We start from the raw sequence: 18,901 nt of genomic DNA on the forward strand, positions 1-18,901 counted from the left end.
ACGGCCGAGTCCGGTGGGCAATCTCGAGCACATGCCAACCGATTACGACATCACGGTCGACGACCTATCGGGAAAGCGGGCGGTGGTGACCGGTGCGAGCGACGGCATCGGCCTCGGCATTGCCACACGGCTCGCCGGAGCCGGCGCCGAGGTGGTCATGCCCGTCCGGAATCCCGTCAAGGGCGAGGCGGCCGTCGCCACGATCCGCGCACGGTATCCGCACGCGAGGTTGTCGCTGGAGGAGCTCGACCTGTCGTCACTGGTCTCGGTAGCCGCGCTCGGCGAGAAACTGTGCGCCGAGGGGACTCCGATCCACATGCTCGTCAACAACGCCGGGGTGATGACCCCGCCTGACCGGCAGACCACCGCCGATGGGTTCGAGTTGCAGTTCGGCACCAACCACCTGGGCCACGTCGCCCTCACCGGCCGCCTGCTGCCACTGCTCAAAGCCGGTCGTGCGCGGGTGACGTCCCAGACCAGCGTCGCCGCCCGCAGCGGCGCCATCAACTGGAACGACTTGAACTGGGAGCACACCTACGACGGTATGGCCGCCTACCGACAGTCCAAGATCGCACTCGGCCTGTTCGGGCTTGAGCTCAGCCGTCGCAGCGCCGCAGCGGGCTGGGGAATCACCAGCAACATCTCTCATCCCGGTGTCGCCCCCACCAGCCTCCTGGCCGCGCGCCCGGAAGTCGGACGAGCCAAGGACACCACCAGCGTGCGATTGATCCGCAGGCTCTCAGCGCGGGGCCTCATCGTGGGGACCGTGGACAGCGCGAAGCTACCGGCGCTGATGGCAGCGACGTCGGCCGAGAGCGGCGCGTTCTACGGCCCCCAGTGGCCGGGGCACGTCGGAGGTCCCCCGGGTGAGCAGAAACTCTGGAAACCGCTGCGTGACAACGCGAACGCATCGCGGCTGTGGACGGTGTCACAGGAGCTCACGGGTGTCACTTTCGCGTGCGCGACTCCGTAGGACTGGTCACGCTCCAACTGGACATGATGCTCAACGCCTGTGCGGACGGGGAATTCGGTTGGGCGGTGTAACCGACGAGCGAAAGCCCCGGTGCTGCGGCGACTTCGAAAACGTTGTAGGTGAGCGTGAGATCGCCGAACTCGGGATGGCAGAACTGTTTGGTGCCGTTCCGGTGGGTGGTCACTTTATGGGCCGCCCACCGGGTGCGGAACTCGACACTCTGCGTGGCCAGTTCGCCGACGATCTGTGTGATGGCCGCGGAATGTGGATCCCTGGCCGCCTCGGCCTGCAGCAGGCCCACCGCTTCGTCGGCGCTGCGCTGCCATTCTGGAAACACCTGTGCGGCAGCCGAATCGAAGAAGATGAACCTGGCGAAGTTGGGCCGCCCGACCGCCCTGTCGTAGAGGGGTGAATACAGCAGCCGGCCCAAGCCCGGCCCGACACGAAGGGCATGAGAAAGGTGCTGCTGTCGGTGTGCCTCGGTGCGGATTCCACCGCCGTCGCGTGGTCGAAGCACCCCGAGGAGTTCTCCCAGATTCAGGCCATGGTGATGCTGCAACCCGTGTCCGGCAACTACATCGTCGAAGAGTTCGTCAAGGGCATCGGCATGGAGGACGGCTATGCCAAGTTCGACAAGGCCGTCCACGAGCGCACCGGGTTCCACCTGTCGGAGCAGTCCCCGCTGGAGCACGTGAAGGTCGTGACGGTGCCGACGCTGGTGGCCCAGGTTCACGACGACGTCATGACGCGACCGCAGGACGTGCAGGACATCTTCGACGCCATCCCCGTCGAGGAGAAGGCCTTGCGCTGGATCACCGGAACCGACCGCCGATTCGACGGCTACAACTACTTCGGCGTGCACCCCGAGGTTCCGATCGAATGGTTCGACAAGCACGTCAAGTGAGTCACCCCCAAATTCGCTGACACTCGTCATTGACGACTGTCAGCGAGAGGGCGTACGGTGACCGCCATGACGTCGCGACAAGCACCATCCGTGGCCGAATCGCCGGCCCGGGGCGTCCGAGAGGCGCGCCGAATCGAAACCCGGGCCCGCTTGTTCGACGCTGCGCTGGGCGAGATTTCGGACCGTGGGTTGGCCGCGGCCGACGTCAGCGCGATCGCGGCCGCGGCGGGTGTGGCGAGGGGAACGTTCTACTTCCATTTCCCTACCAAGGAGCACGTTCTCATCGAGGCGGAGCGCGACGAGGAGACCCGGATCGTCCGCGAACTCGACAGGGCCAAGGGCGATCTGGAGTCGATCCTCACGCAAGTCGTCCGTCGTGTCCTCAGTGCCGAACGACGGTTGGGCGGAGCGGTTTTCCGGGACATGCTCGGCCTGCATTTCTCCTCGACCCGTCCGGTGGAAGACGAGTTGGCGCAGCACCCGCTCGCAGAGTTCCTGGTCGGGGTGATCAGCCGGTCGCAAGCGGCAGGGCAGGTGCCTGCCGACCGCGATGCGGGCGAACTCGCGACGTTCTTCCTCACCGGGCTGTTCGCATTGCTCGCCACCGGCGTATTCGACGCTGCTCTGCTGAACCGCTATGTCACAACGATTGTCAAAGGGATGGAGAACCGATGAATCGCACAGGCATCGAGGGCTACCGGGATTTCCTCGCCAGGCGTGACGGCGAGGCCGACCTGCTCAACAGACGGTTGGCGAATCGAGAGCGGTTCTTCGCCGAACTCGAAGCGAACCCCGTCCGCTCAGCCCATCCCGCCGACCGGGCGATCTTCCTCCGCAATCTGCGCCGCCGACGCCCCGAACCCGGCCTGGATCGCAAGATGCTGTTTCTGCTGGCGACCGCCAAACTGAATCAGGCTGAACGGTTCGGCGTGGGGCTCGGCGAAACCTACGGACGCAACAGCGACGAAAATCTGCCGCCCGAGAACGTCTACCTCGAACTCGAAGAGCACTATCACACCCGACTGCTGGCATACGCGCTCGACGTCTTCGACCTGACCTTCCAGGTCGTCCCCCCGCCATTCGTGATGCGCCAGTTCGTCAAGACAGGTGTGTTCCTCCCCGAGCGGCTCGGCTTCATGTTTGTCGGGGCCGCAGAGATGGCGGGCTGCATCATGTTTGACGAACTACGCCGCGCCGGCGCCGAACTGTTCGCCGACGAACCCGAGGTCGCCGAACGCATCGAACTGCTCTACAGCGAGATCCTCACCGACGAGATCGGCCATGTCGGCTACTGCGCATCCCGCTGCACACCGGCAGAGCGTGCGGTGATGCGCCGGGCCTACCCGCTCATCGGACGGCTCTTCGCCCGCCAGACCGCAGAAATCAGCCTGCTGATCGATCCCAAGGCATTGCACGCGCGCCTCGACCGGCCCTTCGATGTCGAAGAACTCACGGCCGGTCTGGACAACGAAACGTACCTCGTCGCACACCCGTGAGGTCAAGACTGCCGATCCGGTGCCTGTGACGAATGTGCGGGCTTTCGCGGCAGATTCACGGGTTCTGCAATCGATAGGCGACACATTCGCCGCAGCGTCCGGCGAAGGACTGCGACTGCCCAGGCGGGGCCGTCTCAAGCAGAAACGCGGCCCGGGAATGCCTCCCGAACCGCGTTGACCTGTTCCCATTCTGTGGAGCTAAGGGGAATCGAACCCCTGACCTTCTCGATGCGAACGAGACGCGCTACCAACTGCGCTATAGCCCCTGATACCGGAAGCAAAGGCTACCAGCACTGCGCCCGTGAGACGAAACCGGCCGCCCTACTGCCCGGAAGCACGCGGTAGATCGTATTCGCGGGACATCGACGCGTACGACGCGTACGCCAGGTGCTCGAAGATCGGGTCCTCGTCGTCGATATCGAGCACCACCGCGCCGGGCCTGCGCAGCCGGGCCGGCACCACGTCGAGCTTGTGGTCGTCGGTGTTCTCCACACCCAGCCTGGACCGGGCCATCCGGTGCGCACGACGGCGCCGCAACTGCTCCTCGATGCGCGTCTGGCGGCGGAGGTAGGCCAGATACAGCACGGTCAGCGTTCCGGCGCCACCACACACCCACCAGGCCGACGGTGTCACCAGCAGGGCCGCGGCCGCCGAGAACAGCAGCGTCGCCGCCAGCACCGCGAGCACGCGCTTGCGGAACTGGAACTTGCGGGCGCTGATCTCCGCGGCTTTCTTGGATTCGAACCGGCGCTGCCGGGTCGCGTTGAGCGACGCGACGGGCGCCTCTTCCTGATCTTCCTCGGCCGGCTGGTCCTCGGCCTCGGGTTCCAGACCCGAGGAGTCGTCGACGTACTCGTACTCGTCGTCGGTGAGATCCTCCGGATCTTCGTCCTCCTGGACGTCCTCGAGATCCACTGCGATGCGCTCGGTTTGAGCCTCCGATTCGACAGTCTCGAAGCCCGCGATGGGCTCTTCGACGGGCTCCTCGACCGCGGCGGGCTCGGGTTCGGCCTCTACCTCTACCTCGGGCTCGGTCTCGAACTCCAATTCGAGCTCGGGTTCGGCCACTTCCTCGGCAGCCTCGGCCATCGCGCCGACCGGCAGCGCGCCGGAATCCTCGTCGACAATGTCGACGTCGAGGTAGTCGGGTTCGGGGGTCTCGACGCTCACCGCTGCCACCACGACGGTGCGCTGCACTGTGGCGTGCACCCGCACCTCGACGGGCGCCTCGTCCTCAAGGTCTTCGTCGAGGTCCTCATCGAGGTGGTCGGCGGTGGGCTGCCAGTCCGGATCACTGTGATGCCCGGCGGCCGGGCCGCGTCGTAAGCGTTGTGCGTTGCGGCCGCTGTTGAGTACTCGTGTCGCCAGGGCGACGTCGCTGGTACGACGCACCGAGTCGCGCTTGCTGATCAACATCGGAACCAACACGAAAAGCCAGAGAACGACAAGGGAAATCCACAGTAGTGACTGGGGGATGCTTGGCATGACGCCTGCTCCTTTCCCCTTCAGGCTAGGTCTGTGACCAGCGCATCCATGGATGGCGCGCCGACACAATTACACACCTGTAATTCGATCGATACAAGCACCAACAGTCACATGTGTCACATTGGTAACAGCTGGAGAGGCCAGTTTCGCTGAGATTGCTTCCAGGGCTGTGGATCCGGTGAAATCACGACCGCGCGCGCAGTTTCGACGCGGCGCGCCGCAACTCAGGTCCCCACCGAAATCAGCACCAGCTGGCGCGGCCGGCCGAAACCAGGGCCTGGGCCGCCGAATGCTTGAGCTCCTCCAACGTGATGGCGACCAAGAGGTGGTCCCGCCAGGCGCCGTCCACCTCGAGATAGCGGCGCAGCAGCCCCTCCTCGCGGAAGCCGACCCGCGCCAGCACGGCCCGGCTCGCGACGTTCTCCGGACGCACCGTGGCCTCCACCCGGTGCAGCTGCACCCCGTTGAAGGAGTGGTCGAGCCCCAGCGCCAGCGCACCGGTCGCCACCCCGCCGCCGGTCTTGTCGCTGGCCACCCAATAGCCGATCCACGCCGATCGCAGCGCGCCATGGGTGACGTTGCCGATCGTGAGCTGGCCTGCGAATTGCCCGTCGAGCTCGATCACGTACGGCAGCATCCGCCCGCGCCGGGCCTCGCTGCGCAGGCCCGAGCAGATCGCGGGCCACGACGAAACAGCATGACGGACACGCCAATCCACGCCACTGACCGGCTCCCACGGCTCCAGATGGGCCTGGTCGGCCAGCCGGATGCGGCTCCACACCGCGGCATCCCGCAGCCGCACCGGACGTAGCCGCACCACACCGGCCTGCACCCGCAACGGTCCGATCGGACCGGGCCAACCCGGGTGAAAAGCGTTGGACCGGAACAGGCTCATCCGCACAGTCGATTCGTCACACCGTCATTCATCGAATGAAGTCTTATCAGCCGCGCTGGGCCAGGAATGCGACATCCACGGTTTCGCCGGTGCGAACCTCGTCGACCTCACTCGGAATCACCACGAGACAGTTCGCCTCGGCGAGGGTGGCCAGCAGGTGGGTGGACGCGCCCGGCGCCCCGCCCAGGGCCTGCACCAGGTATTCGCCGGTGTCCTGGTCCCTCATGAGCTGCCCGCGCAGGTATCCGGTGCGGCCCGCGACCGAGCTGATCGGCGCCAGCGTGCGGGCCTGAACCATGCGCCGCATCGGCTGGCGCTTGCCCAGCGAGAGCCGGATCAGCGGGCGGACCATCACCTCGAACACCACCAGCGCGCTCACCGGGTTGGCCGGCAGCAGGAAGACCGGGACGCGGTCGCGACCGAGCTGGCCGAATCCCTGCACCGATCCCGGGTGCATCGCGATCCGGGCCACCTCCATCTCGCCGAGTTCGGCGAGCACGGTGCGTACAGATTCAGCGGCGGCTCCGCCCACCGCACCGGCGATCACCACGATCTCGTTGCGATTGACTTGGCCCTCAACGGTTTCCCGCAGTTCCCGCGGGTCGGTGCTGATGATGCCGACGCGGTTGACCTCGGCACCCGCATCCCGGCCTGCGGCGGCCAGCGCGTAGGAGTTCACGTCGTACACCTGCCCGGTCCCCGGGCTGCGGGACACGTCGACGAGTTCGCCGCCTACACACATCACGCACAGCCTCGGCCGCGGATGCACCAGCACCCGGTCCCGCCCGACCGCGGCCAGCAGCCCCACCTGGGCCGGACCGATGATGGTGCCGGCCCGCACCGCGACGTCACCGGGTTGCACGTCGTCGCCCGTGCGCCGGACATAGGCGCCCGAGCGCACGCTGCGCAGGATCCGCACCCGGCTCTCGCCGCCGTCGGTCCACCGCAACGGCAGTACCGCATCGGCCAGCGTCGGCATCGGCGCGCCGGTCTGCACCCGCGCGGCCTGCCGCGGCTGCAACCGGCTCGGGGTACGCGCACCCGCCTCGATCGAGCCCATCACGGGCAGGCTGATCTCACCGGCGCCGTCACCCACCGACAACACGTCGACGCTGCGCACCGCGTAGCCGTCGATGGCGGCCTGATCGAATCCCGGCATGGGCCGTTCGGTGACGACCTCTTCGGCGCACATCAGGCCTTGTGACTCGGCGATGGCCACTCGCACCGGTCGGGGGGCCACTGCGGCAGCGGCTACCCGAGCCTGCTGTTCCTCCACCGAACGCACAACACGCCTTCCTATGCCATCCGGGCCGACGTGCGGGCCAGCTTGTTGCTAGCCCTCCTGTCCGGTCAGACCCAATCGTTCGACCAACCACCGCCGCAAATCAGGGCCGTAGTCGTCACGTTCCAACGCAAAGTCAACCGCAGCCTTCAGGTAGCCGCCGGGATTTCCCAGGTCGTGTCGGGCTCCGCGGTGCACAACCACATGTACCGGGTGGCCCTCCTCGATGAGCAGAGCGATGGCGTCGGTCAGCTGAATCTCCCCGCCCACGCCGCGTGAAACGCGACGCAGCGCATCGAAGATCGCCCGGTCGAGAAGGTAGCGGCCGGCGGCGGCGTACGGAGACGGCGCATCCTCGGGCTTGGGCTTTTCCACCATGCCCTTGACCCGCAGCACGTTCGGGTTGGCCGCGTCGGGCACGGTCTCGACGTCGAAGACGCCGTAGGCACTGATCTCGTCGCCGGGCACCTCGATGGCGCACAGCACGGAACCGCCGCGCTTGGCCCGCACCTTGGACATGGTCTCCAGGACACCGGTGGGCAGCACCAGGTCATCGGGCAGCAGGACGGCGATCGCGTCCTCGTCGGGAGCCAGCGCGGCCTCGACGCAGCTGACGGCATGTCCCAGGCCGAGCGGCTCGGCCTGCACCACAGACTCGACCTTGATCAGCGCGGGAGCACGGCGAACCTTCTCCAGCATCGTCTTCTTGCCGCGAGCCTCCAGCGTGCCCTCGAGCACCAGGTCCTCGACGAAATGCGCGACGACGCCGTCCTTGCCTTCGGAGGTGATGATGATCAGTCGCTCGGCACCGGCCTCAGCCGCCTCGGCCGCCACCAGCTCGATGCCCGGGGTGTCGACCACCGGAAGCAATTCCTTGGGGACCGTCTTGGTGGCGGGAAGGAATCGCGTACCCAGACCGGCCGCCGGGACCACGGCCGTGTAGGGAATCGGCACCTCAGGCGCCTTGTGAGACGTGCTCATCGTTCACACACTAACGCCCGTTCTGAAATGGTGGAGGGCGTGACCCCGCCGACGAAGACCGATTTGCGAACCGGCGTTCTCCGTGCAAGACGGGCCGTACCCGCCGACCGCCGCGACAGTGAGGCGCAGGCACTCAGCCGCTGGCTGCCCACTCTGGTGCGCAGCGGGCAAACGGTGTGCGCCTACGTTCCGGTGGGCTCGGAACCGGGGTCGCAGGCCCTGTTGGACACCCTGTTGGAACTCGGTGTGCGCGTGCTGCTTCCGGTCGCCCGCAACGACGAGGACGGCCGGGGCATGCCGATGCAGTGGGGCCCGTATGAACCCGGCTCATTGGTGGCCGCCGAGTTCGGCCTGCGCGAGCCCGCGCCGCCGTGGTTGCCCGCAGGACGGATCGCAGATGCCGAGGTGGTTCTCGTGCCCGCGCTGGCCGTCGACCGCCACGGCAACCGGCTGGGCCGGGGCGCCGGTTTCTATGACCGGACCCTGATCTATGCCGCACCGCATGCGCGCCTGGTCGCGGTGGTGCGTGACGACGAACTGGTCGACGAACTCCCCGCCGATCCCCACGACGTGCGAATGACGCACGCACTGACGCCGTCGGGCGGAATCGTGACGTTGCAGCCCTGAGCTGGTCCAGAATCGTCAGGTGTCCGATCCGGTGAGCGCAGACTTCGGTGTCCGCATGCAGCTGATCGTCGACGTGCTGGCCCAAACCCTGGACCGGGCCGTGCTGCTGGATGACGAGGAGCTGACCCCGGTCACGCACAGCCGTCAGCTCGGCGAACTCGACGACGTGCGGGTCCACAGCGTGCTGCAACGCGAGACCCGCGCGGAGGTCAAGGCGGCGCTGTTCAACTTCGGGATCGGCTCGGCGGACTCGGCGGTGTGGACCCCGGCCTTTCCGCAGTACAACCTGATGCCGCGGTTCTGCGTCCCTGTCCGGTCCGCGTCCGAGCGGTTCGGCTACCTGTGGATCATCGCGCCCGAGGGCTCACTGCCCGAGCACGGTCAGCGGCTGGCCGAGCGAGCGGGTGCCGACCTGCTGGCCATCCTCGACCGCCGCAACGCGGCGCTGCGCTCCGAGGAGTCCGCGCAGCAGGGCCTCCTGATGCGGTTGATCGCCGCCGAAGATCCAGGGCAGGCCCAGACGGTGGTCGCCGAACTGCACGCCAGGGCAATGGCCGAGCCACACGACGTGGTCCAGGTTTTCAGGTTCGAGCCCGACCCTGACGACGCGGGCGATCCGGTCGACCGGAGCATGGCGCTGCGTCTGCGGTTGGCGGCCACCGACCGGACACGCCGGTGGTACACCCTGGCCGGATCACCGACGACGATCCTCGCGGTGTCACGTTCGGACGCCGGGTCTGCAGCGACCGCCGACACCGTTGCCCTGGCCGTGCGGGCCAGCTACGGAACCCACCCAGCCATCGGCAGCTCCGGCACTCCCCTGCCGCTAACGGAAGCCGCCCTTGGGTTTCGCCAGGCGAGGCTGGCGCTGGCGCTGGCAGAGGTCGGCGCGGGCAGCGCCCAGGTGGCCGACTGGTCCGCCCTCGGCTCGTGGCGCACCCTGGCATTGCTGGGCCAGGCCTACGGCCCGGACCGGCTCGGCGAACTGGTCCACCCCGGCATCGTCGGCCTGATCGAGCAGGGTCGCGAAGATCTCCTCCGCACGCTGGAGACGTACCTGGCCAACGGCGGTGACGTGCGGCGCACCTCCGAGGAGATGTATCTCCACCGGTCCACGCTGTATTACCGGCTGGAGAAGCTCACCGAGGCCGTCGGCAGCGATCTCAGCGACGGTGAGACCCGTTTCGCTCTGATGCTGAGCCTGCGGTTGGCACGCCTGGCCGGGCTGTACCACCCCGGTTCGACAGCTGTCTGAACGAGCCGGCTGAGTTTCCTACAGTTTCGGCCCGATTTCGGCTCCGTCGACCCGTCGCCAGGCATAGCGTTCTCTTCTGGCCGCTTGTGACCTGAGTCACACATCACGGAGGAGTCGGTAGGCAAATGGGTGAAACACCCGCACTGAAAAAGGCACTCAGTCAACGACAACTGCGGATGATCGCGATCGGTGGTGTCATCGGTGCCGGACTGTTCGTCGGCTCCGGGGTGGTGATCGGCAAGACCGGCCCGGGTGTCTTCATCACCTACGCCCTGGCGGGCGTCCTCATCATCATGGTGATGCGGATGCTGGCCGAGATGGCCGTCGCGAATCCGTCGACCGGATCGTTCGCGGACTACGCGCGCAACGCGATGGGCAACTGGGCGGGCTTCTCGGTCGGCTGGCTGTATTGGTACTTCTGGGTGATCGTCGTCGGCTTCGAAGCCATCGCAGGAGCAAAGATCATTCAGTACTGGATGGACGTACCCATCTGGCTGACGGCACTGATCCTGTTGATCGCGATGACGGCGACCAACCTGTTCTCGGTGTCATCGTTCGGTGAGTTCGAGTATTGGTTCGCCGGCATCAAGGTGGCCGCGATCCTGGCGTTCATCGGGCTGGGTTCGCTGTATGTCATCGGATTGTGGCCGCACAAGGACATGGATTTCTCGAACCTGTGGGCTCACGGCGGATTCTTCCCGCTGGGCGCCATGGCGGTCACGGTCGGCGTGGTGACCGTGATCTTCTCGATGGTCGGCGCCGAGATCGCCACCATCGCGGCCGCGGAGTCGGCCGATCCGGAGCGGGCCGTGGCCAGGGCGGCGAACTCCGTGATCCTGCGTATCGCAGTGTTCTTCGTCGGCTCGGCGTTCCTGCTAGTGACGATCCTGCCGTGGAACAGCGACCAGGTCGCCGCATCGCCGTTCGTGTCGGCATTCACCGAGATCGGCATCCCCTACGCCGACCACATCATGAACGCCGTGGTGCTGACGGCCGTGCTGAGCTGCCTGAACTCGGGCATGTACACCGCGTCGCGGATGCTGTTCGTGCTGGCCGCCCGTCGCGAGGCACCACCGCAGTTGGTCGCGGTGACGCGGCGCGGTGTGCCGGCGACGGCGATCCTCGCCTCATCGGTCATCGGCTTCCTGGGAGTGATCGCCTCGGCGTTCTCGCCGGACTTCATCTTCAAGTTCCTGCTGGATTCCAGCGGGGCCGTGATCCTGTTCGTCTACCTGCTCATCGCGATCTCGCAGATCGTGCTGCGGTACCGGACATCGGCCGACAAACTCAAGGTGAAGATGTGGCTGTTCCCGGTCTTGTCGATCCTCACCGCGGCCTGCATCTTCGCGATCCTGGTGCAGATGTTCGCGCAGGGCGGCGACAACCGCAAAGCACTGACCATGAGCTTGTTGTCGTGGGCCGTGGTGATCGTGCTGTTCCTGGCCAACCGCTGGTTCATCGGGCACCGGCCCGAGGTGGCCGGGGTGTCGCCGACGCCCGGTGCCGAGCCTCCGCACCGGGTGTTGGTGCTGGCCAACGAGACCGTGGAATCCAACGAACTGCTCGATGAGCTACGGCGCATCGGCGCGGACCGCAACGCCCTCTATCAGATCGTCGTGCCCGCCAGTCCGATCGACACCGGGGTGGCCGCCACCCACGGTCCTCTCGACATCTCGGAAGCCACCACGCGCGCCGCCCAGCGCCGCCTCGATCAGATGCTGAGCACGCTGCGTTCCGAGCAGTTGCAGGCCGACGGCGAGCTGGGTGACTACCGTCCGCTGCGGGCCCTGGCCCATGCCGTCGAGACGTTCCGGCCGGACCAGATCGTGATCTCGACTCTGCCGCCGGAGGATTCGGTCTGGCATCGCTTCGACGTCGTCGACCGGGCCCGCGCCGAGTATCAGATCCCGGTGACCCATGTGGTGTCGCGGGTGCGCACCCAGGAGCATGCGTCGTGACCATCCTGGCCGCATTCAGTGCGAGTCGGCACAGCAGCGCACCGCTGAATCTGGCCATCCAGCTCGCCCGCACCACCGGCGAGCAGGTGATCGCCGCGGCGGTGGTGGAACGGGCCTGGCCACCGCGGGACGACCCGGTTGAGGGCGAATATCCGACGTACGTCCGCGCGCAGGCCACGCAGGCGTTGCAGCGCGCGGTCGCGGTGCTGCCCATCGACCTCGACGTCACCCCCGTGGTACACGAATCTACGTCGATACCAACCGGTTTGATCGAGCTCGCGGACGCGCACCGGGTGACCGTCGTGTCCGTCGGGTCGTCCTCTTCGGGCATGATCGGCCGGGTCACGCTGGGCAGCGTCACCGAGCGCCTGGTGCACACCGCCCGGGTGCCGGTGGTCTTCGCGCCGCGCGGGTACACCCAGACCGACACTCCCATCCGCCGCCTCACCGCGGCCTACGGCGGGGAGGCCGACGTCAACGGACTCATCCCGGCCACCGCTGAGCTGGCCGCGGATTGGAAGGCCAAGCTGCGCATCGTATCGTTCACCGTTCGCAATACCGCGGCGTTCGCGGGCACCATCGAAACCTCGGCCGAGGAGTTGGTGGTCCAGCAGTGGTCACGACGGACGATTACCGAGATCACCAAGCAGCTCAACGCCATTCGTGACCGGATGGCGGTTCCGGACGTCGACGTGGTGGTCGGCGCCGGCCACGACTGGAACACAGCCGTGCAGAGCATCGGGTGGGACACCGGGGACATGCTGGTGCTCGGCTCGGGTGCGGCCGCCCCGAGTGCGCAGGTGTTCCTCGGCTCGGCCGCGGGCAAGATCCTGCGCCACTCGCCGGTTCCGGTGATGATCGCACCGAGCTACCAGCCGCGCTAGGTTTTCCGCACCCCGGGGCCAGGTCACCCGCGCGAGGGCCAATGGTGTGATCCGCACGCACTGCGACGAGTGTGTAGCTTCTTGCGCTGTTTTCGCCGGCCCTTTCAGCACGAAAGGTTGCACACTCGTCGCAGCGCGCCGTAAGGACTCCGGCCGCGGAGCGCTCTGTGCGGGCGCTGCGCCTAACAGCCGTTCAGGACCGCCACCATGGCGTGCTTCTCCTTGGCCGAGACCCATAGTTGGTAGGCGGATTTCACCTCGACCTGGCGGGCCACGAACTCGCAGCGGAACGCAGCAGCGGGCGGCAACCAGCTGGCCGCGTCGCGGAAGGCCTTGTCGAAGTTGGGTTGCGCGGCAACCGCGATCAGGTTGCGCGGATCGTTCGCGAAGTCCTTGCGCCGCTGCGGGTCCCAGGTTCGCGCACCCTTGTACCAGGCATCCGACAGCGACACCAGGTGGTCGATCTGCACTGTGCTGGAGGTGTCCGGCCCGCGGGTGAATGCGATCTCGGCACCGGTGTAGGGGTCGTGCAGGACACCGGTGGCGGCGTAACAGGTTCCGGGGCGGACGGTCAGCTGGGCCAGGTCGCGGCGCAGGATGTCGTCGCGAGTATTGCAGCCGTTGTGGCCGAACTCGACGTTGACGTCGTCGCTCCATGCCTCACCGAAGCGCGACCGGGCGTAGTCGGTGTCACGGTCCCAGCCCTTGACCGGCAGCCCCGCCAACAATGCGCGGGCCCGGTCGTAGCCGGGGGTCTGCGGTAGCGGCTGCCGGGCCTGACCGGTAGTCGGAGGCGGGACCGCGGACCGGGCCGGCGCATCCGCGGGCCCCTCCTCCCGCATGCGTGCCACCACGAGCACGGCCAGCACCGCCAGGATTACCGCCACCACGAGCAGTACCGCTAACCTTCCGGTGCGCCGGCGCCGGCGGCCCGCGGGAATGACATGGCCCACGTAGCGGTTCTAGCACTTGAGCCGGTAGAGTGCTAACAAGTTTGACCAAACTCGGAGGGTTTTCGTGCCTACCTATTCCTACGCGTGCACTGAGTGCGGCAATCGGTTCGACGCGGTGCAGGCGTTCAGCGACGATGCGCTGACCACCTGCCCCAAGTGCTCCGGCAAGCTGCGCAAGCTCTTTGGCTCCGTCGGCGTGGTGTTCAAGGGCAGCGGCTTCTACCGCACCGACAACCGCGAGTCGGGCAAGAGCTCGTCCAACGGCTCCTCCGGCAAGAGCTCGGAGAGCAGCTCGTCGAGCACGTCCTCGGACTCGTCGTCCTCGTCGAGCGGTACGTCTTCGAGTTCGTCGAGCAGCTCCAGTGCGGCCCCTGCCGCGGCCGCTTCAAGCTAGCCCCGGAGTTATCCACAGGACGGCGAAGACGCCGTTCTCACCCGGCCGTCGCGCGCCTACCGTGGCGCCATGGCCGAATCACTCAACCCGCCCCTCTGGCGTCGGTTGACTGCTGCCCGGCCCGATTGGACCCGCACGGTGGCCGCGCGCCGCGCCGCCGCGGCCGGGCTGGTGCTGCTGGCTGCAATCGCGGCCCTGCGCTCCGACCCGCACGGCGAATACACCGAGATCGCAGTCGCCAGCCACGACCTGTCTCCCGGCGTCGCATTGACCGCCGCTGACGTGCGACTGGAACGACGCAGCACGGCCACGCTCCCCGACGGTGCCCAGCATGACGTGGGCCCCGTGATCGGCGCGACGCTGACCGCCCCGGCCCGTCGCGGCGAGGTCCTCACCGATGTCCGGCTGCTCGGGTCACGGCTGGCGGAATCGGCCGCCGGCCCGGATGCGCGGATCGTGCCGCTGAAGCTCAGCGACACGGCGCTGCTCGATCTGATCCGGCCGGGCGACGTGGTGGACGTGATCACGGTGACCGGCGATCAGGACGACAAGCAGCCGGCCCGGCCGGTCGTAGTGGCCTCGGGGGCGGTGGTGGTACTTGTCTCGGAGAAGGCCCGCGGGTCCGGGGTGGGCACCGACCGGGTGGCCCTGGTTGCCCTGCCCGCGCGCTCCGCCAACGAGGTCGCGGCAATCAGCCTGGTCCAGGCTGTCACACTGACGATCCACTGACGCTGAATCTCACCGCTGGACAACATGATTCGTCCGTTCTGAAGATGTTGACCGACAATCACCCAGCCATTCGGCCAACTCGGTTACTGTTTGCTTGTCGCACCGAAAACAACACACTGCAGGAAGGGTCCCCGCATGTTGAAGGGCTTCAAAGAGTTTCTGTCTCGCGGCAACGTCATCGATCTTGCGGTTGCTGTGGTCATCGGCGCTGCCTTCACCGGCCTGGTCACCGCCTTCACGGACAAGGTGGTCCAGCCACTGGTCGACCGGATCGGCGCCGGCCCAGGCAAGGAATACGGCATCCTCAAGATCTCACTGGGCGGCGATCCCGAGACGTTCATCGACCTGAACGCGGTCCTGTCCGCCGCCATCAACTTCGTCCTGGTGGCCGCGGTGATCTACTTCGTCATCATGGTGCCGTACAAGAAGTTGCGCGAGCGTGGCGAGGTCGAACAGGCCCAGGACACCGAGCTGGCGATCCTCACCGAGATCCGCGATCTGCTGTCCGAGAACGGCAACACCGGCAAGCATGTGACCGGCCCCGGTACCGGCCCCAGCCCGGACACCGCCAAGTACACCAGCGCCGACCGCGAGTGACATCATCCACCCGCACACAAAACAGCCCCTGGATTTCTCCAGGGGCTGTTTTGTGTGAGGCCTAGAACGTGACGTTCATGTGCTCAGTTCATGTTCCAGGGCTCGCCGTAGGTGGTGACACTGTCACCGGTGGAGGCGATCAGGCGGGCGAACGGACGCAGCAGCACGCCACCGGCAGCACCGGTCACGGTGCCGTGCGCGTTGGACACCGCCACACCGCCGGCCGGACCCTTGACGTCCACCGAGAAGGTCGCCACTTCCTGGATACCCGGGCCGTTGCCCAGGTCAGCGCTGATCGACACACCCGGGAACAGGTTCGGGGTGATGACCGAGTTCAGGCCAAACGGCGGGCCGGTGATGTCACCATCGTCGATCAGGATGTTCGGGGTGGTGTAGGAGAAGTTGATCCCCACACCCAGCGACCAGGGGAAGCCGATCTGGTAACCCAGCTCCAGCGTGCCCGCGAAGTCGTCGGCACCCGGACCGGCCACCGTGTACTTGGCACGACCGGAGTGGAACCACTCACGGGTCAGCCGGTTGCGGTCCAGGGGGAACACACCGTTGAGGAAGGTGTCCCACTGCTGAACCGTCAGGGTCCGGTCCTGACCATCAACCAGGCTCAGTTCATTGTCCAGACCCGCATGAGAAATGCCCGTGCTCGTAAACAGCGCCGCGATGGTTGCCACCATCGCGACCAGCACCCGACTGAATGCCTTCATGTTCTCCCTAGCTATATCGCCGGCGGCCCCGGGGGCCCACCGTTTGTGGGTGGCGTCCCGGCCCCCGCAGACCGTACCGCCGCGCAAGACCGACATGTGATGCGGATTAGAAACCCCACACGTTGCTCTTACGTAATGCTCATCGTTGACACGAGGAACATAACGGGAGCCCTTCGGGGCGGCAACGCAAGCACATATCCCGAGCGGTGCATACGGTCAATCGATCAAAATTTGCTGAAAACCCGCTGGGAGGTCGAACACTAGGTCGTGACGCTGCGAATTGGCCCACCCGGCAATGCTGTGACACCGTTCGCCTCGATAACGAACTGAGGTTCGGACCACAGTGCTTGAGCAGAGGTTTCGCGCCCCTCACAAGCCGCTCACCTTCTCAGTGATGGTGAGGCGGAATGTTGTTCCTCAACCATCCGTCCCGGTCGTCATCGTCATCCGGCGAAGCGGTGTCGCGTTCGTCGGGAGCGATGTCCGGGAGGGCCTCACCGAAAATCTTGTTAACTGCGTGCCGGGACATTTTGTTCGCTTCAGGCATCGTCAATTCCCTTTGTGATGAAGATCACATCTCATCCTAGGCGGAGCTGCAACAACCGTTAACCTGCTCTTAACCAGCACCGTCGCTCTGCCTAACATTCACCTGCAAAAGGAAACGGCGGCCGGTGGCCGCCGTTTCGTTGATGTTCAGATTTCCAAACTTGATAGCTGGCCTATCACTTGCGCGGCCAGTGGCCCCAGGGTTGCCATGCCGTCGCGCACCGCGGCACGCGACCCAGCGATGTTCACCACCAGCGTGCTGCCCGAGATGCCGCACAGACCGCGGGACAGCCCCGCATCCACGATGCCGGCCGAAAGCCCCGATGCCCTCAGCGCCTCCGCGATGCCCAGCAGCTCCCGGTCGAGGATGTCGAGGGTGGCCTCCGGCGTCACGTCGCGCGGCGTCACCCCCGTGCCGCCGACCGACACCACCAGATCGACGCCGCCGATCACCGCGGTGTTCAACGCGTTGCGAATCTCGACCTCGTCGGCGGCCACGACCACGACTCCGTCGACGACGAACCCGGCCTCGCCCAACAATTCCGTGACCAACGGACCGCTGTGGTCTTCCTCGCCATGCGCTGTGCGATCGTCCACGACGACGACGAGCGCGCGCCCCACCAACTCCCCTGGCTGTTCCATGCCTGCAACCGTATATCCGGCGGCAGACAACGGTGTAGCCAGACGGAGTGTGGCGATCCCGCCGGGTCCGATCACGGTGCTCACTGCTCAGCCTTTCCCAGCGTGACCTCGATGGTCTGCGGCTTGCCTGCCGCATCCAGGAAGGTCAGCGTGACCTTGTCACCGGGGGCCTTGGACCGCACCGCGGCCACAAGCGCGTCGGCGCTGCCGATCACCCGGTCATCGACCTTGGTGACCACCACACCGCTGGGCAGACCGGCCGCCGCGGCGGCCCCGCCGTTGGTGACCTCGACGATCTTGGCGCCGTCGCTGGTCTTGTCGTTGGCCACCTGCACGCCCAGCGAGGCATGGGAGGCCGTGCCGTTCTGGATCAGCTCGTCGGCGATGCGCTTGGCCTGATCCACCGGGATCGCGAAGCCCAGCCCGATCGAGCCGCTCTGCGCCTGCGGTGAATCCCCGCCCATCGTGGCGATCGCCGAGTTGATCCCGACCAGTTCACCGTTCATGTTGACCAGCGCGCCACCTGAATTGCCCGGGTTGATCGCGGCGTCGGTCTGGATGGCGTCGAGCACGGTGTTCTGGTTGCGGGTGTCGCCGCCGGCGGCGACCGGACGGTTCAGCGCGCTGATGATGCCGGTGGTGACGGTGCCTTCGAGGCCCAGCGGCGACCCGATGGCCACCACGTCCTGGCCCACCCGCAGGTTGGCCGACGAGCCGAGCGTGATCGGGGTCAATCCCGAAACGTCCTGTGCGCGCACCACTGCGATGTCGCTGCTGGGGTCGGTACCCACCACGGTGAACGGCTTGGTGGTCCCGTCGGAGAACGTCACCTTGGTCTGGGCGCCCGCCGGTGCCGGTGCGCTACCAGGCGCCGTGGCGGGAGCGGGCTCACCCGGCTTGGCCGCCTGCACGACGTGGTTGTTGGTCAGGATGAGGCCATCGCCGGTGAGGATGATGCCCGAGCCCTCCTCGGACGCGCGGCCCAAATCGGTCTCGAGCTTGACCACACTCGGCACCACTTTGGCCGCCACCTGCTCCACCGAACCGGGGGGCAGGGCGGCGGCGGGGACGGTCGGGGCGGCACCGAGGCCCTGGGTGCCCAGGCGCGGGTGGTCATCGTGAACCAGCGTGGCCACGCCGCCACCGATGCCGGCCGACACCACGGCAACGGTGAGGGCACCGGCGACCAGGCCGGCCTTGGAGCGCTTCTTGGCCGGAACGGGCTGCGGGCCGGACGGAATCCGGTACGGGTCGAACGGTGCGCGATACGCCTGCTGCTGCGGCTGGTGAGTCTGGTGCTGCTGCGTCTGATGCGTCTGGGTCTGATGCGTCTGGTGCTGCTGCGGCTGTTGACGCGCGTAGCGCCAGTCGTACGGCTGTTGCTGGTAAGGATCAGGACGCGCACCGCCGTATCCGGGGGCAGCGCCGCCGGGATGCTGCTCCGGCTGCTGGGGGTACCTCGGGTGGTTCGTCATAGTGCTGCGTGCTCTTCTCTTGTAAAGGTCCGCCGGCCTGTGGCGCCGGCCCGGTCCGACCCGTTTGTCCAACCCTCGTGTCTGTTCAATTCGTCAAACGAACTCA

At 66.8% G+C, this 18,901-nt stretch carries 19 protein-coding genes, 1 tRNA gene and 1 pseudogene; 11 read left to right on the top strand and 10 right to left on the bottom strand.

Features of this window, described 5'->3' with window-relative positions; genetic code table 11:
- The first annotated feature begins 31 nt into the window (after nt 1-31).
- On the top strand, nt 32-973 hold the full coding sequence (locus EH231_RS15650; RefSeq protein ID WP_124712731.1) for an SDR family oxidoreductase: 942 nt from the start codon (nt 32-34) through the stop codon (nt 971-973).
- Here EH231_RS15650 and EH231_RS34280 read toward each other — a convergent pair.
- Nucleotides 948-1,394: an MmyB family transcriptional regulator gene (locus EH231_RS34280; protein WP_420891973.1), complete on the bottom strand. Its 447-nt coding sequence runs from the start codon at nt 1,392-1,394 to the stop codon at nt 948-950. The two genes, EH231_RS15650 and EH231_RS34280, sit on opposite strands and share 26 nt — an antisense overlap.
- 3 nt (nt 1,395-1,397) lie before the next feature.
- Here EH231_RS34280 and EH231_RS34285 point away from each other — a divergent pair.
- The 3 genes and pseudogenes from EH231_RS34285 to EH231_RS15670 all read left to right on the top strand — a co-directional run.
- A pseudogene (locus tag EH231_RS34285) lies at nt 1,398-1,877 on the top strand (alpha/beta hydrolase family protein); the annotation flags it as partial.
- Between the two features lie 66 nt (nt 1,878-1,943).
- Nucleotides 1,944-2,552: a TetR/AcrR family transcriptional regulator gene (locus EH231_RS15665; protein WP_124712732.1), complete on the top strand. Its 609-nt coding sequence runs from the start codon at nt 1,944-1,946 to the stop codon at nt 2,550-2,552.
- Entirely contained in the window at nt 2,549-3,373 is an 825-nt protein-coding gene (locus tag EH231_RS15670; protein WP_090427413.1) for a hypothetical protein, read from the top strand. Before EH231_RS15665 ends, EH231_RS15670 begins: the two co-directional genes overlap by 4 nt.
- A 193-nt stretch (nt 3,374-3,566) precedes the next feature.
- On the opposite strand, the gene EH231_RS15675 is transcribed toward EH231_RS15670, so the two are convergent.
- The 5 genes from EH231_RS15675 to EH231_RS15695 form a co-directional block, all read right to left on the bottom strand.
- Nucleotides 3,567-3,639, bottom strand: a tRNA-Ala gene (locus tag EH231_RS15675).
- 55 nt (nt 3,640-3,694) lie between these two features.
- Nucleotides 3,695-4,858, bottom strand: coding sequence for a divisome protein SepX/GlpR (gene sepX, locus EH231_RS15680; protein WP_124712733.1), 1,164 nt, complete (start codon nt 4,856-4,858; stop codon nt 3,695-3,697).
- Nucleotides 4,859-5,099: 241 nt separating this feature from the next.
- Complete coding sequence (locus EH231_RS15685; protein ID WP_090427408.1) at nt 5,100-5,753, bottom strand: GNAT family N-acetyltransferase; 654 nt, start codon at nt 5,751-5,753, stop codon at nt 5,100-5,102.
- Nucleotides 5,754-5,799: 46 nt separating this feature from the next.
- Nucleotides 5,800-7,038, bottom strand: coding sequence for a molybdotransferase-like divisome protein Glp (gene glp, locus EH231_RS15690; protein WP_090427405.1), 1,239 nt, complete (start codon nt 7,036-7,038; stop codon nt 5,800-5,802).
- A gap of 48 nt (nt 7,039-7,086) precedes the next feature.
- On the bottom strand, nt 7,087-8,016 hold the full coding sequence (locus EH231_RS15695; RefSeq protein WP_164480908.1) for a UTP--glucose-1-phosphate uridylyltransferase: 930 nt from the start codon (nt 8,014-8,016) through the stop codon (nt 7,087-7,089).
- Between the two features lie 27 nt (nt 8,017-8,043).
- Between EH231_RS15695 and EH231_RS15700 the strand changes: the two genes are divergently transcribed.
- The 4 genes from EH231_RS15700 (at nt 8,044) to EH231_RS15715 (ending at nt 12,740) form a co-directional block, all read left to right on the top strand.
- Entirely contained in the window at nt 8,044-8,643 is a 600-nt protein-coding gene (locus tag EH231_RS15700; RefSeq protein ID WP_090427400.1) for a 5-formyltetrahydrofolate cyclo-ligase, read from the top strand.
- Between the two features lie 19 nt (nt 8,644-8,662).
- Nucleotides 8,663-9,898 (top strand): PucR family transcriptional regulator, encoded by a 1,236-nt coding sequence (locus EH231_RS15705; protein WP_090427397.1) that lies wholly within the window; start codon nt 8,663-8,665, stop codon nt 9,896-9,898.
- A 125-nt stretch (nt 9,899-10,023) separates the two neighbouring features.
- Complete coding sequence (locus tag EH231_RS15710) at nt 10,024-11,856, top strand: amino acid permease (protein WP_090427394.1); 1,833 nt, start codon at nt 10,024-10,026, stop codon at nt 11,854-11,856.
- The gene (locus tag EH231_RS15715; protein WP_124712734.1) at nt 11,853-12,740 is read left to right on the top strand and encodes a universal stress protein; all 888 of its coding nucleotides are present in this window, start codon (nt 11,853-11,855) and stop codon (nt 12,738-12,740) included. The genes EH231_RS15710 and EH231_RS15715 overlap by 4 nt, the downstream gene beginning before the upstream one ends.
- A gap of 182 nt (nt 12,741-12,922) precedes the next feature.
- On the opposite strand, the gene EH231_RS15720 is transcribed toward EH231_RS15715, so the two are convergent.
- Entirely contained in the window at nt 12,923-13,693 is a 771-nt protein-coding gene (locus EH231_RS15720; protein WP_241178032.1) for an HNH endonuclease family protein, read from the bottom strand.
- Between the two features lie 64 nt (nt 13,694-13,757).
- Here EH231_RS15720 and EH231_RS15725 point away from each other — a divergent pair, with 64 nt between their 5' ends.
- The 3 genes from EH231_RS15725 (at nt 13,758) to mscL (ending at nt 15,413) form a co-directional block, all read left to right on the top strand.
- On the top strand, nt 13,758-14,087 hold the full coding sequence (locus tag EH231_RS15725; RefSeq protein ID WP_090427386.1) for an FmdB family zinc ribbon protein: 330 nt from the start codon (nt 13,758-13,760) through the stop codon (nt 14,085-14,087).
- A 69-nt stretch (nt 14,088-14,156) separates the two neighbouring features.
- Entirely contained in the window at nt 14,157-14,816 is a 660-nt protein-coding gene (locus EH231_RS15730) for an SAF domain-containing protein (RefSeq protein WP_124712736.1), read from the top strand.
- Nucleotides 14,817-14,951: 135 nt separating this feature from the next.
- On the top strand, nt 14,952-15,413 hold the full coding sequence (gene mscL / locus EH231_RS15735) for a large-conductance mechanosensitive channel protein MscL (protein ID WP_090427380.1): 462 nt from the start codon (nt 14,952-14,954) through the stop codon (nt 15,411-15,413).
- Between the two features lie 83 nt (nt 15,414-15,496).
- On the opposite strand, the gene EH231_RS15740 is transcribed toward mscL, so the two are convergent.
- From EH231_RS15740 to EH231_RS15750, 3 genes are all read right to left on the bottom strand, one after another.
- Entirely contained in the window at nt 15,497-16,132 is a 636-nt protein-coding gene (locus tag EH231_RS15740) for a porin MspA (RefSeq protein ID WP_124712737.1), read from the bottom strand.
- Nucleotides 16,133-16,825: 693 nt separating this feature from the next.
- Nucleotides 16,826-17,320 (bottom strand): MogA/MoaB family molybdenum cofactor biosynthesis protein, encoded by a 495-nt coding sequence (locus tag EH231_RS15745; RefSeq protein ID WP_164480910.1) that lies wholly within the window; start codon nt 17,318-17,320, stop codon nt 16,826-16,828.
- A gap of 80 nt (nt 17,321-17,400) precedes the next feature.
- On the bottom strand, nt 17,401-18,795 hold the full coding sequence (locus EH231_RS15750; protein WP_124712738.1) for a S1C family serine protease: 1,395 nt from the start codon (nt 18,793-18,795) through the stop codon (nt 17,401-17,403).
- Nucleotides 18,796-18,901 lie beyond the last annotated feature (106 nt).

The sequence above is a fragment of the Mycolicibacterium nivoides genome (assembly GCF_003855255.1).
GTDB classification, from domain to species: Bacteria; Actinomycetota; Actinomycetes; order Mycobacteriales; family Mycobacteriaceae; genus Mycobacterium; species Mycobacterium nivoides.